Here is a 13,842-nt window from a genome sequence, read left to right on the forward strand (position 1 = left end):
TCAACAGAGGGACGTGACACAACAATGCACCAACTGCTTATCATCGACGACCAATCGGTACTGGCCGACGACCTGGCGGACATGCTGCCATGGGAGACGATCGGCGTCGACGTCGTGCATAAGGCTTACTCCGGGCGCGAAGCGCTGGAGCTCATGCGCGAGCATTCGATCGACGTCGTCGTCACGGATATCCGCATGCCTGGCATGTCGGGGCTGGAACTGATCGCGGAGATCAAGAAGACGTGGAAGCATACGAAGTGCATCCTGCTGACGGGCTATGCCGATTTCGAATACACGAAGCAGGCGCTGCAGCTGCAGTCCAGCGATTACCTGCTGAAGCCGGTCGCCGACGAAGAGCTGATGCAGGCGGTTCGCAAGGCGCTGGCGGACCTCGAGAAGGAATGGCAGGAGATCACCTCGACCCAGAGGGCGATGTACGCGCTCCGAGAGCAGCTTCCGAAGCTGCGGGAATATCTGCTGCTCGACCTCATTACCGGCAAAACGCCACCCGCCCCACAGCTCGCCAAACAGCTGGACATGTACGAGGTGCCATTCGCGATCGGCGCCCCTTCCCACCTAATGCTGCTGCGGATCGACGATACGGCGCAGCGGTACGACGCGCAGAGCGAGACGCTGATCGATTACGCGCTGACGAACATGGCGGCCGAGCTGTTCGAGGACCGAATGGAGGTGTGGACGTGCAAGGACGCGCACGGGTTCATCGTCTGTTTGCTCGCCGAGAAGACGCGGCAGAGCGCAGTTGGACGTGCGGACGCGGGATCGGCCGACGCGCCGTCCTCAGCCGAGGCAGGCGGACAGACGCTGGAGGATTGGATCGAGAGCCGAGCGTTCCAGCTGCAGCATGCAGCCAGGTCCTATCTGCGCATCGGCATCTCGGTGCTCACCAGCAAAAGCGGCGTATTCCCAGACGAGATCGGCTCGATGCACCAATCATCGCTGGCGAACTTCCGCCATTTCATCGGCCGCGATACCGAGCTGTTCGTCTCCCTTGCCAAGGAGCCGACGCGCGGCGAGCCTCAGCAGCTGGGAGAACTGTACCGGTCGCCGAGCATCGGCGCGCTGCTGGAGATCGGGAATTGGGAGGCGGCCGAGGAGAAGCTCGGGGCGATCTTCCGTGAGCTGGAGGAGCACTGGCAGGCGTCGCAGGAGCATATTCTGGAGACGTATTTCACGATTGCCTCCGCCATCGCCGCGCTCATTCATAAGAACAAGAAGTGGCTGGCGGACACGATCGGCGACGACTTCTACGCGGTGGCCAGCGGACGTCCCATGAATACGGTCGAGGAGCTGCGAAGCTGGACCGGACGCGTCGTCGCCAGCTACCGCCGGTCGGTCAGCAGCGTCGAGCAGGATTCCCGATCCGCGATCATCCGCCAGGTGCAGGAGTATATTCATCAGCACCTGGATACCGCGTCGCTGCACACGATCTCGGCCAGCGTCTACCTGAATCCGTCCTACCTCTCGAAGATTTACAAGCTCGAGACGGGCGAAGGCATCAGCGAATACATGCTTCGCGTGCGCATGGAGAAGGCCGCCTCGCTGCTCGCCCAGTCACCGGACAAAATTTACGAGATCTCGGTCATGCTCGGCTACCAGAAACCGAGTTATTTCATCCAGCTGTTCAAGAAGCACTACGGACTGACGCCGCAGGAGTACCGGAATAAGCTCGGGGTGTAACCAAGGGGCTTCGCCCCTTTATATCCCCCTTTTCTTTTTCCGCCCCCCAAGCCCCCTTGTTGCTCCCTCCCCCTTCCCCCTCCGCCGAGGGGAACCATAGGACTTTGCCCTCTGGACTCCCTTCTTCGTGCTGCCACAATTGCTCGCGGTCGGCGGGTCTGCTTGAGCTGGGCACGCTTTGTCCTCGCGGACAAAGCTTCAGTGGGGTTTGAAGTCAGTTCGAAGTCATAAGCCAGTCAACTACAAGCCATGGGTAGCTTCACCGGATGCACTTGATGCGGCTCCGTCCGACCTTCGCTTTCCTCCGCTTTCGCGGACACGCTTTACTTTGTTCACAAAAGAACATAACGTCAAGAAGCCACCGCTTTTGCAACGGTGGCTTCTTGACGTTCATTCATAGAATCCGAATTCACACGATCCGGTCGGACTGGTTGTATCCATTCTGGGCGGCTCGTATTTCGTTTATTTGCTGCTTCGGAACGTGTAATGGCGCGAATAATTAACCTCATATAGAACGAACAAAGGAGCAGCGCGGGCCGGCGCTGCTCCTTCTTCATTCAGTCGTAAACTTATATTCCGCGACCTGTCCGCAGGCGACGAACCCTACATTACGGTACACCTTATTGGAGGTCGGATTGGCGGCGTCTGCGTAGAGCATCGGCGTCAGCCCTTCCATCTGAAGCATGCTGCACAGCTCGCCCACCACGGCGCTGGCGTAGCCGCGCCCCCGGTGCTCGGGCGGCGTATAGACCGCGTTCAGCCGCGCGTGCCGCGGGGAGCGGTGCGCGATGTTCGCCAGCGCCACCGGCTCGTCGTCCGCCATCCAGAGATACAAGTCGCCGCGGCGAATGAGCGATTCCGCGGCCGGCCGCTTGCTCTGCGCATCGGACTGGCGGCCGAAGGCGTCCGCGTCGAAGCCAACCAGCCACTCGGCCACCGTATCCGCGTCGTCCCACACCGCCGAGCGGGCGTGGCCGCGCACGCCGGACGGCGGCTTCGCCTTCGGGCAGCTATACGCCTCCATGCTCATATAGTGCCGATAGCCGCTTCCCGTCCGCGCGGCATACAGCTTCGCGAATTGTTCCGCCAGGCGCGGCTCGCCCGTGATGCCCGGCGGCGGCTCTCCTTCCGTCAGCACGTCGGCCAAGGCGGACAACAGCGATGCTCGCTCCCCGCTTTCCTCCGCGGCCCAGAGCCAACCGTTAAATCCCGGCGTCTGCGCGTAGATGAGCGTGCGCTCCGGTGCCGCCCAACGAACAGACGTCTCCGAACCCGCAATGAGATGCAGTAAATTATACGTGACCTCGTCCTTCAGAAAACGTCCGGTCAATACGTCGTCCGATGGTGCAAACGTCTCCAGCATGCCGCTCTCCTCCTATCACGCATTTAGCGCTTCGCCGCTCTCGCATCGGCGCTGCCTTCGAATGGTTCGTGAAAGTAGTCCATATGTTAAATCCTCCCTGGCGCTTCCGTCAAGATCGCTTTATTTTCGTAAACGTTTCCATCGGTTTTTCCGATTTCAGCCATTCAAAACTATGGATAACGCTCCCCGCCGGTCCGGTGGTACGATGACATCACCAAATTCCAAGCGGTTCACCAGACGAACATATGCAAGCCCATCCATCTCCGCATCACGAAACGACCGGCCGCTGCACCTACACTTTCGAAAGAGGGGCGAAAAAGATGTTGAACGAGGAATATTTAGCCTTTAAACTATGGGAATACGACAGGCGAGAAGTGGAACGGAAGCTCGAGCTGATGCGCAAACGCGGCGAGTTCGCGCATGATTTCAAAAAGCGTGCCCGCGTGCTTGTTTCCTATCTGCCCCTCACCCGGCTCTTCTCCAAAATCCTCTAACAACAACGTACGGCGGTGATGCAAGTGGACTTCACGTATTTGAAAACATTCATGGAGGTCGCCCGCTGCCACAGCTTCACGAAGGCCGCGGAGAACCTCGGTTATGTGCAATCAAGCGTAACCGCCCACATCCAGAAGCTAGAGAACGAATACGGCGTCGTCCTATTCGAGCGGTTCGGCCGTTCCATGCGGCTGACGTCGGCTGGCGAACAGCTCCATGTCATTTTCGAGCAAATCTTGGCCTTGTACGACGACTCCAAGCACGTCATCTCTCGGCAGACCAAAGGGAATCTGGTGATCGGCACGATCGAGTCGATGGTCGCCTTCTTCCTCCCGCCCGTGTTCCAGCGCTTCCGGCAGTGCTACCCGCAAATCAATGTGCAGGTACGGCCCCTAAGCGAGCAGCAGGTCATGCAGGGCGTCAAGACGGGGGAGCTCGACGTCGGCGTCACGCTGGACCTCCCGTACGACGATGACGATCTGACCAACATTATCGTGCGCGAAGAACCGCTCGTCCTCGTCTCCGCGCCAGGCCACGCGCTGCATGGCCAGGAACGGCTGGAGGTCGCGGAGCTGTTCGGGCAATCCTACATCGCTACCGAGAAAAATTGCGTCTACCGGTGTGCATTCGAACGCCTGCTTGCCAAGCACGGCGTAGACTACCATATCCACAACGAATTCGGTTCGCTCGAAGCGATCAAGCAGTGCGTCGGCTTCGGACTTGGCATCGGGCTTATGCCCCACATCGCGGTCAGCCGCGAGCTCGACGAAGGCAAGCTCGTGCCGCTCGCCTTCCGGCACGCCGACATTACGTTCTACACGCAAATTATCCATCATAAACGCAAATGGCTCGACCCCGTCACCCGCCACTTTATCGAACTGGTGCGAGAGCAGGGACAGAAGGTGACGTAACGAAGCGGCAAAAGGCCGTCCCCGCAGCATGCGCGCGCATGGCGGGGACGGCCTTTTGCATCTCGGCTGCTGCCGGAACGGGTTCGACGTCGAGACGTTCTTTCTTTGCCGGTGCGGCAGCAGAGCGGCGTGTTTGGGCCAATGGCCGTCTAGGCGACCGCCTCTCCCGCGCCTTCGCTCACCCGAACCAATAACTAATGTAGACCATCGCCAGCAGGCCGCCGATGAACGAATACGTCGACGACCGCTCGAAGCCGTGCCCATGGCTTTCCGGTATGAGCTCTTTGTACACGATGAACATCATCGCTCCGGCGGCGAACGCGAGTCCGACGCCGATCAGATTCTCGACGTAGCTGGCCAGCCCGTAGCCCGCCACCGCGGACACCGCCTCCATTAGGCCGGTCAACGTGACGACGGCCAGCGACTTGAGCTTGCTCACCTTGGAATTAATCAAGAACACGGCGAGTATGAGCCCCTCCGGCATATTCTGGGCGCCGATCGAGATCGCCACGAGCGGACCGAGCCCCGCATCCTCGCTTGCATAGCTGAACCCGGTGCTGAGCCCTTCGGGAATGTTGTGGATGAACAGCGCGATGATGACGAGCAGCGACTTGCTGTCGAACGAGCTCATCCGGCTGCCCTCCCAGGCATCCACGTGGGGAATGTTCTTCTCGATCATGTCCAGGATGAAAATGCCGAGTGCAATGCCGAGCGTCAGCGCCACGATGCCCGATTCCTCGATCGCCTGCGGCATGAGGCCGAACGTGGAGGCCGAGACCATAATGCCGGCCGTAAATGCGATCAGAATGTCTTTCCACTTCTCCGATAGTTTGCGGATGAAGAAGATCGGGGCGGCGCCGAGGACGGTCGCCATCGCGGAGATGAAACTTCCGATAAGAGCTGCTTCCAATGCTCCGAACTCCTTTCTTATGCCTATGAAGACGATGTCCTTTATACGGCGAGCGGGCAGGAAGGTGTCAATGTGCAACGTTACGCCGCGCTTCCTCTATTCAACCATAGAAATAGGTTCCCTCCAACCCTTTCCATGCATACCCGCTTTCGCATCCCTCAATTCCATCTCCACGATCTCTTCATGCGAAGCTAACAATCCGATAATCTTAGGCTCGTATCCTTCAAATTAAGCAACAGAAAGCATAATAAAACACAGTAATGCATGTAATTATTATGTAATGTGTTGCAATTCAATTATTGAAGGAGAGACCATAATGAACAGAACGCTTCGTCTATCTGCCACGGCGCTGCTCGCCGCCTTGGTGGCGCTTCCTCCGTTTGCCGCCTCGAGTACGGCATCCGCCGCGGCGACCGTGCCGACCGACGCTTCGCTTCAGCTGAAATTCGAAGGCAGCACCTCCGATACCTCGGCATCCCAGACCTCCGTCGCCTTGAACGGCTCGCCCGCCTTTACGGCAGGCCGCGTCGGCAGCGCAATCTCGTTCACCGCCGCCGGACAATACCTCAATCTAGGCAAGACGGCAAGCACGACGTTCGGTTCGGCAACGGACTATTCGGTCGCCTTCTGGATTCAATCCTCGGGCGTATCCGGGGATCCCGCCATCATCGGCAACAAGAACTGGAATTCCGGGGCGAACGCCGGGTGGGTGCTGTCGCTGCAGTCGAACGGTTCGCTCAAATGGAACTACACGCCCGCCGGCCAGACGCGCACGGACGCGACGATCTCCGGCGTCGCCGACGGCACTTGGCACTATATCGCCATTACTCATAACCGCGATGGGGCGGCAAAATTTTATAAAGATGGCCAGCTCGTTAACACGGTCAACATCGCGGCCAAGACCGGCAGCATCGACACGACGTACGGCACGAACATCGCGCAGGACGGCACGGGCGCGTACGGCTACGCGTTGAACGCCAAGCTCGACGAGTTCCAGCTGTTCAAACGCGAGCTGTCCGAAGGCGAAATTGCCGCCCTCTATCAATCCGCCCCCGCGCTGCCGAAGAAGAAAAAAGTCATCGTCATCGGCATTGACGGTGCTCGTCCGGACGCGCTCCAAGCGGCTAATACGCCGGCGATCGACGCGCTCGTCGCAAACGGCGCCTACACGTGGAGCGCCAATGCCAACTCGAACTATACGTGGAGCGCGACCGGCTGGTCCACGCTGCATAGCGGCGTCTGGTTCGCCAAGCATGGCGTGACGGACAATTCCTGGACGAACGCCAATTTCACGCAGTATCCTTCGCTCATGAAACGAGCCGAGCAATATCAATCCGCGCTGTCGACAGCCTCCATCGTGCATTGGTCGCCGATCAACACGTCGCTTGTCGACGGCGTCGACCTGGAGAAGAATGTTGCCACCGACGCAGCCGTCGTCACCGAGACCGTCAATTTGCTCCAGAACGGCAATCCCGACTTCCTGTTCCTCCAATTCGACGACGTCGACCACGCCGGTCATTCGTACGGCTTCAGCACCACCGTGCCGCAATACATCAGCGCGTTCCAGACCGTCGACGGTCAGATCGGCACGATCGTGAGCGCAATCAAGAACCGGCCAACCTACGCACAGGAGGATTGGCTAATCCTACTCTCGACCGACCACGGCGGCAAAGGCACCAACCATGGCGGCAGCAGCATCGAAGAGCGCACGATCTTCTTCATCGCCAGCGGCGACAGCGCAAGCATGGGTCCGATTAGCGGGGCGACCAATCAGACCGATGTCATGGTCACCGCGCTGGCGCACCTCGGCGTGCCGGTTCAGGCGGCTTGGAATCTCGACGGCAAAGCGGTCGGCTTGAAGTGATGGATTCGCGTGCCTAATCGCATGATCGGAATGCGGCTTTCATCAGCTTGGCGCAAATCAAAATAATACAATCAAAATAGACCCTCATCCCGTCTTGCCCGGGATAGGGTCTATTGCTGCATACAAGGTATAATTGCGGCCACCAGCCTTCTAGTCGTGTTCCCCGCGTGGGGTGCCCATACAGATCATAACGGTTGCTTCTCCGTCGTCGTCAATCCGGCCTTGTCGCATTGTCACACCGAAGACACTAGTCGGTGAGTCGGATCGTGCCAGTTGCCCGGCCGAACTTCCATCCCGCCTGCTACCCAACGAGACGCATCGCCTTCTCAAGCGCGCCGGTCGCGCCGAATCCGTCATGATAATCGATCTTCTTCCCCTTCTTCTCCGCAAGCTCGCGAACCGCCCACATCGACGTATGTTTGATCGCCCCGCGCAGGATGATGATAATATCCGCCTTATTAATGATCCGCTGAAAATAACTTTCCACCGATCCGCCGCCGGTCTTCCCGTCGTGATGCTCCACGATAAAGCCTAATTTGTCGCCCAGCTTCTTGAACGTCTCCGTCTGGCTCCCGCCGATGATCGCGACCCTTGTTCTGCTCATAACCACGCCTCCCGTTCCATGATTTCATTTCGATGCCCCGTGGGGTTACTTCCATCTTAACCCAATATGCGTAAATGTCAATCGATTTAGTCGGAAAAGAACCAAGCCACCCGCCAACTTTTTGCATATACGGTGCAGCGGGTAAGAATGATCTATTGGTTTGCAACTATTCCCACCGCCGAATCGTTAATACAGATGGAGGTGCTTAACGATGAACAAATCCAAACAACTGGCAGCCATCCTGATGACGGCCGTGCTGGCCGTATCGCTCGCGGCATGCAGCAACGGCGGCGGCAATAACACGAACACCCCGCCCGATAGCGGCAGCGCAACGAATAATGAAGGGACCGCGCCAGGCAACGCGGGAAGCGTCACCGATCCCGCTCCGGCCGACAATCCGATCTTGCAGGGAACCGGCAAATATAACGGCGCGGCCGATTCGCATACGGTCGAAATCGAGACCCCGGACGGCCCGACCGCCTTCCAGCTCGGCGAGTCGATCGATCCGGCTATCCTCGAGCAGCTGGAGGAGAACGACCCCGTCACGTTCGAATATGAGGAGGTCGCCATCGAAGGCGATGCCTCTTCGAAGCAGCGCGTGCTGACTAAGATCCAGAAGGCCGAAGCGGCGCAAGGCGGCGCAGCAGGCGGCGTAACGCGCGCGGAGACAACCAAGCTGACGCTCGAGATCGAGGGCATGAAGGAGCAGAAGACCGCCAAGCTCGCGCGCGGCGAAGGCTACTCGTTATATGTCTTCGACGAGCTGTTCGACTTCGACGCGAAGTCGGGCGCGCTGTCCATGAAGAACTTCCCGGATTACAAGGCAGAGATCGTGCAGCTCCCAGCCGATTACAAGCTGGATAAGCTGCGCGAAGAAGCCCAGAAGGCCTTGTCCGCAACCGGCGAGGTGCGCGAGCTGAAAGGCGACGAGATCAACTCCACGATGCGCGACGCCGATCTGTTCCTGCTCGCCAGCTCCGACAAGGAGACCAAAGAGGTCATCGTGAAGGATATCGACGGCATTGGCTATCAATTCAATGTGACGATGCCAGCCGGCGAAGCGTCGGAAGGCTTCGGCCCGCATGCGTTCGCTTCGCTGAATACGATCGCCAAAGAGTAGTACTCGGGAAGGAACGGCGGAATGCGAATCGCGGGTCGCGCCCGAGCGGGCCGCCCAGCTGTCCTGACGAAGCTAAAAACCACCGCATTTCTGCGACATCAGCGCAGAACCGCGGTGGTTTTTGTTTTTACCCGCCAATCTATTATCCTTGCGAAGATGCGCCTTGCAGGCAGAACGCCTCCGCCAGCAGCTCATAAGAGCGTCGCTTCGCTTCGAAATCATGCACGATCGTGGCGACCATCATCTCGTTTGTCCCATACGCGTCCGCCAGGCGCAGCAGCTCATATTTCACCGTCTCCGGCGAACCGATGACGATCCGCTTGCGGTTCTCGCGCACGCGCATCATTTCGACCGCGGTATACGGATACGCCAGCGCCTTCTCCGGCGGCACGACGCCCTCGGACAGCCGGCCCTGCTCCAGCTGCAGGAATTGGTAGTCGAAGCTCGACGCCAGCCGCTCCGCTTCCTCGTCCGTATCGGCGCACACGGCGAAAATACTCACCATAGCCCCTGCCTGCTGTCCCGATACGTTCGGCTGGAAGTGGTCGCGGTATGCCTTGACCGCGTAAGCGCCGCCGGCGCCGTTAATGAACTGCGCGAACGAGAAGGAGACCCCCTTCTCCGCGGCCAGTCCCGCGCTATCGTCGCTGGAGCCCAGCAGCCAGACCTCGGGTGCCGACTCGATGACCGGCGATGTGATCAAGCCCGGGAAGCGATGATCCGCATTCGGCACGAGGCCGAAATAATGCAGCAGATCATCGACCTGCTGCGGGTAACGGTCGATGCCGCCCATCCGTCCTTCCTGGAGCGCGCGCGTCGCCACCGGCATGCCGCCCGGCGCCCGGCCCAGCCCCAGATCGATTCTCCCCGGATAGAGCGCCTCCAGCAGCCGGAAGTTCTCGGCCACCTTGTACGCGCTATAATGCGGCAGCATGACTCCGCCCGAGCCGACGCGGATCGTCGACGTCCGTGCGGCGACCGCCGCAATCATGACCTCCGGCGACGAATGGCCAAGCCCCTTCGTGCTGTGGTGTTCCGACATCCAGAAGCGATGATAACCGAGCCGCTCCGTTAATTTCGCCAATTCAATCGTATCTTGCAGTGCTTCCGCCGCCGACTTGCCCTCCGGCACGGGCGTTTGGTCCAATACGCTTAATCGCAGCATGACCATCGCACCTCCCTCGCATCGATGACAACCTAATATAACTCACAAAAATAAAGTATATATAATTTACGCACAAAAATCCATGGTGAGGCACATCCTGCCGTACGATCATGGGAACAGGCAGGAGCAAGCACCGGGGCCTTATCGCCATCCTCCCGAGCAAACATTCGCTTCAAGCTCACGCCGCCCGGTTCCGGAAGTCCCCTGTCAGCCTCGCGGCTGCCCGACGGCGGTCTGATCTAGCCATGCACGCCGTTACTCCGCCGCTTCTTTCTTCTTCGTTCCCCACTGCAGCTTCGCGAGCTTCTCGCCCTTGGCGCATGCTTCAATCAGCGCCGTCAGCCGCTTGCGCCGCGTGACCTCCCGTTTGGCGCCGGCCACCCACCACAGCGCGATTTTCCGGTACGACGCCGCCATAAGTTCGAACTGCGTCCATGCCTCGCCGCTGGCGCGGAATTCCCGCTCCTCTTCGTCCGTCAGCGCGGCTGGACTCTCCTGCTCGTGCGCGTAGATGGAGGATTTGGCTTCCTTGCGCAGCTCGTACGCCCGAAGTCCCTCCGGTCGCATGCGTCCTTCCGCCGTAAGTTCCGCCACTCGCTTGATGTTGACCGCGCTCCAGATGCTATCCGGCTTGCGCGGCGTGAAGCGGATCATGTACCGCTCCTCGTCGATGCTTTTGCGCAGCCCGTCGATCCAGCCGATGCAGAGCGCTTCGTCGACCGACTCCGGCCACGTCATGGTCGGCTTGCCCGCTCCTTTCTTGTAATACCCTATCCACTGTACGCGCTGACGTTCATGGTTGTCCTCCAGCCACTGCCGGAATGCGGCGGGCGATTCGAAGAATATCGGTTCTCCTTCGTCTTGACGCGCCATGTCGAGCCCTCCTTGGACACATCCATTCTGCGAGGGTGTGCGGCAAATCGGACCTCCCTTGCAGACGAACGTGATGCAACGTCTATACTGGCTATTATTGTATCATCGCGGGATGTGGAATGAAAAAAAGCCGCACAACGGCGGCTGTAAATCCGGCCGGCTAACCTGCCGAGGAGAGCCCGCTCGACCGAGGGCAAGCAGACTAATCGGCCACGAGCCACTCGAAGCGAACGCCCGTCAGCTCCGCGATCCGTTCGACCTGCTCCGGCGTCGCGCAGCCGATGAGTCCATCCGAGCCTTCCCAGGCGTAACACGTGAACCGCAGCCCGCTCCCCGCCTGTGCCAGCAGATGCTCGAACCCGACGAAAATATTCGTGTCCGTCCAATCCCCATCGACCATGAACTCCCACATGTGGCGTTGCCCCTTGTAGGTAAATGAAAGATAAGCGCGTTCATTCTCCGTGTCGAACTCATCGGCAATATCCTCGATCGGCAGCACGCCGCCGGACAACCGGCAAAGCTCGGCCGCAATGGCTGCGTAATCGCCGGGACCATGAATGCTCGCCATATCGAAATGCCAAAGGTGGTCCGACATCGGCGCCCCTTCCGCCACCGTGCCGCCCATGACGATCAGCAGCGTCTCTGCGTCGCCGATTGTATCCGTCGCCTCGCGGATGTCTGCCGGCACGTCTTTGCGCAGTGCAATGCCCGCTTGTTCGAATTGTTGCCTTAACGTCGTCATCCTCTGTTTCCTCCGCTTTCCTGATTCGGCTCTTCGGGCGCTGTCGCCTGCAGCATTCGGCCACTGCCAATTGGATTGCGTGCGGATAATACCGCGCAGCATTTAGCTAGCCCATCAGCGAGATAGAAATACAAGAGCCGGCACGACCGCGATGCGCATCATGCCAGCCCTCATTACCCCAGTATGGCCACTTTATTCTATTTGCGATGCATCTTAAACTCTAGGAACAGCTCGTTATAATGCGAGAGCATTTTCTTCCCGAGGTTGTCGTACACTTCCAGCTTCTCCGTCAGCTCCGGGCTCGGATAGAAACGCGTATCGCCCGAGATGTCCTCCGGCAGCAGCGCGAGCGCTTCCTTGTTCGGCGTCGAATAGCCGACGTATTCGGCGTTCCGGGCCGCATGCTCCGGATCGAGCATGAAATTCATGAAGGCATAAGCCCCCTCGATATTGCGCGCCGTCTTCGGGATGACCATGTTGTCGAACCACAGGTTCGAGCCTTCCTCCGGCACGACGTAGTCGAGCTTCTCGTTCTCGGACATAATCTCCGACGCGTCGCCCGACCAGACGACGCCGACGGCCGCCTCCTCGTTCGCCAGCAGCATCTTGATCTCGTCGCCGACGATCGCCTTCACGTTCGGAGTGAGCGCATCCAGCTTGCGTTTGGCTTCCTGCAGATGCGCTTCGTTCGTATCGTTGAGCGAATAATGCAAGCTGTTCAGCCCGAAGCCGATCACTTCCCGCGCGCCGTCCACGAGCAAAATATTGTTGCGCAGCGACGGGTCCCACAAGTCGTTCCAGCTCGTTGGCGTCTTGCCGTCAAGCAGGTCGGGGTTATACACAATGCCGACCGTGCCCCAGAAATACGGCACCGAATATTCGTTGCCCGGGTCGAACGACAGGTTCATGAACCGTTCGTCGATATGCTTCAAGTTCGGAAGCTTGCCGTGATCGATCGGCAGCAGCAGGTTCTCTTCCTTCATTTTGCTGATCGCATACTCGGAAGGCACGCTTACGTCGAACGTCGTCCCGCCTTGCTCGATCTTCGTCATCATCGCCTCGTTGGAATCGAACGTCTGGTAGATGACCTTGATGCCGCTCTCCTCCTCGAACTCCGCGAGAAGATCCGGATCGATATAATCGCCCCAGTTGTAAATGGTCAGCGTGTTGCCGCCCGAATAGCCTTGGGAGGAATTGAGCAGCGACGTCGCGTACATGAGGCCCAGCGCGACGATGAAGACCGCCGCGAATAGTTGCACCAGCTGTCTCATCGCACCGCACGCCCCCCTTCGGCGCCGCGTACTTGCGATCGGCTCGTGCGCTGGTTAATGAAGTAGTAGCCGATGACGAGCAGCACCGTGAACAGGAACAGCAGCGTCGACAGCGCGTTGATCGACAGCGACACGCCTTGGCGGGCGCGCGAGTAGATCTCGACCGACAGCGTGGAGAAGCCGTTGCCCGTGACGAAGAACGTGACGGCGAAGTCGTCCAGCGAGTAGGTGAGCGCCATGAAGAAGCCGGCGAAGATCCCCGGTTTGATGTACGGCAGCACGACCTTCGTCAGCACATCCCAGCCGCTCGCCCCGAGGTCGCGCGCCGCGTCGATGAGCGACGGGCTCATCTCCTGCAGCTTCGGCAGCACCATGAGCACGACGATCGGCACGCTGAAGGCGATGTGCGACAGCAGCACGGACGCGAAGCCGAGCTTGATGCCGATCATCGTGAACAGAATGAGGAACGACGCCCCGATAATGACGTCGGGACTGACGATCAGCACGTTATTGAGCGACAGCAGCGCGTTGCGCGGCTGCCTTCTGCGGACGTGGCGAATGGCCAGCGCCCCGATGACGCCGAGGATCGTGGAGATCGCCGACGACAGCAGCGCGATCACGAACGTGTTCAGCACGATGATTAGCAGCCGCGTGTCCGCGAATACCTCCTCGTACCACTCCAGCGTGAAGCCATCCCAGCCGTGCATCGTGCCGCCGCTGTTGAACGAATACGCCATCAAATAAGCGATCGGCGCGTAGAGGATCGCGAATACCGCGATTAAATACAGGTTAGCCAAGCGAGCACCTTTCTTGTTCATCCCGCCGC

13 protein-coding genes are annotated in these 13,842 nt (G+C 59.3%); 5 read left to right on the forward strand and 8 right to left on the reverse strand.

The genetic code is table 11. The annotated features are described in order from the left end of the window. Nucleotides 1-24 precede the first annotated feature (24 nt). Entirely contained in the window at nucleotides 25-1,698 is a 1,674-nt protein-coding gene (locus tag ACFFSY_RS07215; RefSeq protein ID WP_377492086.1) for a response regulator transcription factor, read from the forward strand. Between the two features lie 553 nt (nucleotides 1,699-2,251). On the opposite strand, the gene ACFFSY_RS07220 is transcribed toward ACFFSY_RS07215, so the two are convergent. Beyond that, nucleotides 2,252-3,061 carry a GNAT family N-acetyltransferase gene (locus tag ACFFSY_RS07220; RefSeq protein ID WP_377492089.1) on the reverse strand — a complete coding sequence of 270 codons (810 nt, stop codon included), beginning with the start codon at nucleotides 3,059-3,061 and terminating at the stop codon, nucleotides 2,252-2,254. Nucleotides 3,062-3,381: 320 nt separating this feature from the next. Between ACFFSY_RS07220 and ACFFSY_RS07225 the strand changes: the two genes are divergently transcribed. Together ACFFSY_RS07225 and ACFFSY_RS07230 are read left to right on the forward strand one after the other, a co-directional pair. Next, the gene (locus ACFFSY_RS07225) at nucleotides 3,382-3,555 is read left to right on the forward strand and encodes a hypothetical protein (RefSeq protein WP_377492093.1); all 174 of its coding nucleotides are present in this window, start codon (nucleotides 3,382-3,384) and stop codon (nucleotides 3,553-3,555) included. A 39-nt stretch (nucleotides 3,556-3,594) separates the two neighbouring features. Further along, nucleotides 3,595-4,467 carry a LysR family transcriptional regulator gene (locus ACFFSY_RS07230; RefSeq protein WP_377492096.1) on the forward strand — a complete coding sequence of 291 codons (873 nt, stop codon included), beginning with the start codon at nucleotides 3,595-3,597 and terminating at the stop codon, nucleotides 4,465-4,467. Nucleotides 4,468-4,645: 178 nt separating this feature from the next. Here the strand turns inward: ACFFSY_RS07230 and ACFFSY_RS07235 are convergent, their stop codons facing one another. Beyond that, a complete protein-coding gene (locus tag ACFFSY_RS07235) occupies nucleotides 4,646-5,377 on the reverse strand; it encodes a ZIP family metal transporter (protein ID WP_377492099.1) in 732 nt (243 codons plus the stop codon). 316 nt (nucleotides 5,378-5,693) lie between these two features. Here ACFFSY_RS07235 and ACFFSY_RS07240 point away from each other — a divergent pair, with 316 nt between their 5' ends. Then, nucleotides 5,694-7,241, forward strand: a complete 1,548-nt coding sequence (locus ACFFSY_RS07240; protein WP_377492102.1) for an alkaline phosphatase family protein — start codon at nucleotides 5,694-5,696, stop codon at nucleotides 7,239-7,241. Between the two features lie 301 nt (nucleotides 7,242-7,542). On the opposite strand, the gene ACFFSY_RS07245 is transcribed toward ACFFSY_RS07240, so the two are convergent. After that, nucleotides 7,543-7,845: a DUF2325 domain-containing protein gene (locus ACFFSY_RS07245; protein WP_377492105.1), complete on the reverse strand. Its 303-nt coding sequence runs from the start codon at nucleotides 7,843-7,845 to the stop codon at nucleotides 7,543-7,545. A 211-nt stretch (nucleotides 7,846-8,056) separates the two neighbouring features. Here ACFFSY_RS07245 and ACFFSY_RS07250 point away from each other — a divergent pair, with 211 nt between their 5' ends. Continuing rightward, nucleotides 8,057-8,965: a DUF8580 domain-containing lipoprotein gene (locus tag ACFFSY_RS07250; RefSeq protein WP_377492108.1), complete on the forward strand. Its 909-nt coding sequence runs from the start codon at nucleotides 8,057-8,059 to the stop codon at nucleotides 8,963-8,965. Nucleotides 8,966-9,107: 142 nt separating this feature from the next. On the opposite strand, the gene ACFFSY_RS07255 is transcribed toward ACFFSY_RS07250, so the two are convergent. From ACFFSY_RS07255 to ACFFSY_RS07275, 5 genes are all read right to left on the reverse strand, one after another. After that, complete coding sequence (locus ACFFSY_RS07255) at nucleotides 9,108-10,130, reverse strand: LLM class flavin-dependent oxidoreductase (protein WP_377492111.1); 1,023 nt, start codon at nucleotides 10,128-10,130, stop codon at nucleotides 9,108-9,110. 255 nt (nucleotides 10,131-10,385) lie between these two features. Further along, nucleotides 10,386-11,003 carry a YdeI/OmpD-associated family protein gene (locus tag ACFFSY_RS07260; RefSeq protein WP_377492113.1) on the reverse strand — a complete coding sequence of 206 codons (618 nt, stop codon included), beginning with the start codon at nucleotides 11,001-11,003 and terminating at the stop codon, nucleotides 10,386-10,388. Nucleotides 11,004-11,205: 202 nt separating this feature from the next. Beyond that, nucleotides 11,206-11,745 (reverse strand): hypothetical protein, encoded by a 540-nt coding sequence (locus ACFFSY_RS07265; RefSeq protein ID WP_377492115.1) that lies wholly within the window; start codon nucleotides 11,743-11,745, stop codon nucleotides 11,206-11,208. Between the two features lie 197 nt (nucleotides 11,746-11,942). After that, a complete protein-coding gene (locus tag ACFFSY_RS07270) occupies nucleotides 11,943-13,016 on the reverse strand; it encodes an ABC transporter substrate-binding protein (protein ID WP_377492118.1) in 1,074 nt (357 codons plus the stop codon). Next, complete coding sequence (locus ACFFSY_RS07275; RefSeq protein WP_377492121.1) at nucleotides 13,013-13,834, reverse strand: ABC transporter permease; 822 nt, start codon at nucleotides 13,832-13,834, stop codon at nucleotides 13,013-13,015. Before ACFFSY_RS07275 ends, ACFFSY_RS07270 begins: the two co-directional genes overlap by 4 nt. Nucleotides 13,835-13,842 lie beyond the last annotated feature (8 nt).

Origin of the sequence: Paenibacillus aurantiacus (genome assembly GCF_042431225.1) — a bacterium.
In the GTDB taxonomy this organism is placed as follows: domain Bacteria; phylum Bacillota; class Bacilli; order Paenibacillales; family Paenibacillaceae; genus Paenibacillus_Z; species Paenibacillus_Z aurantiacus.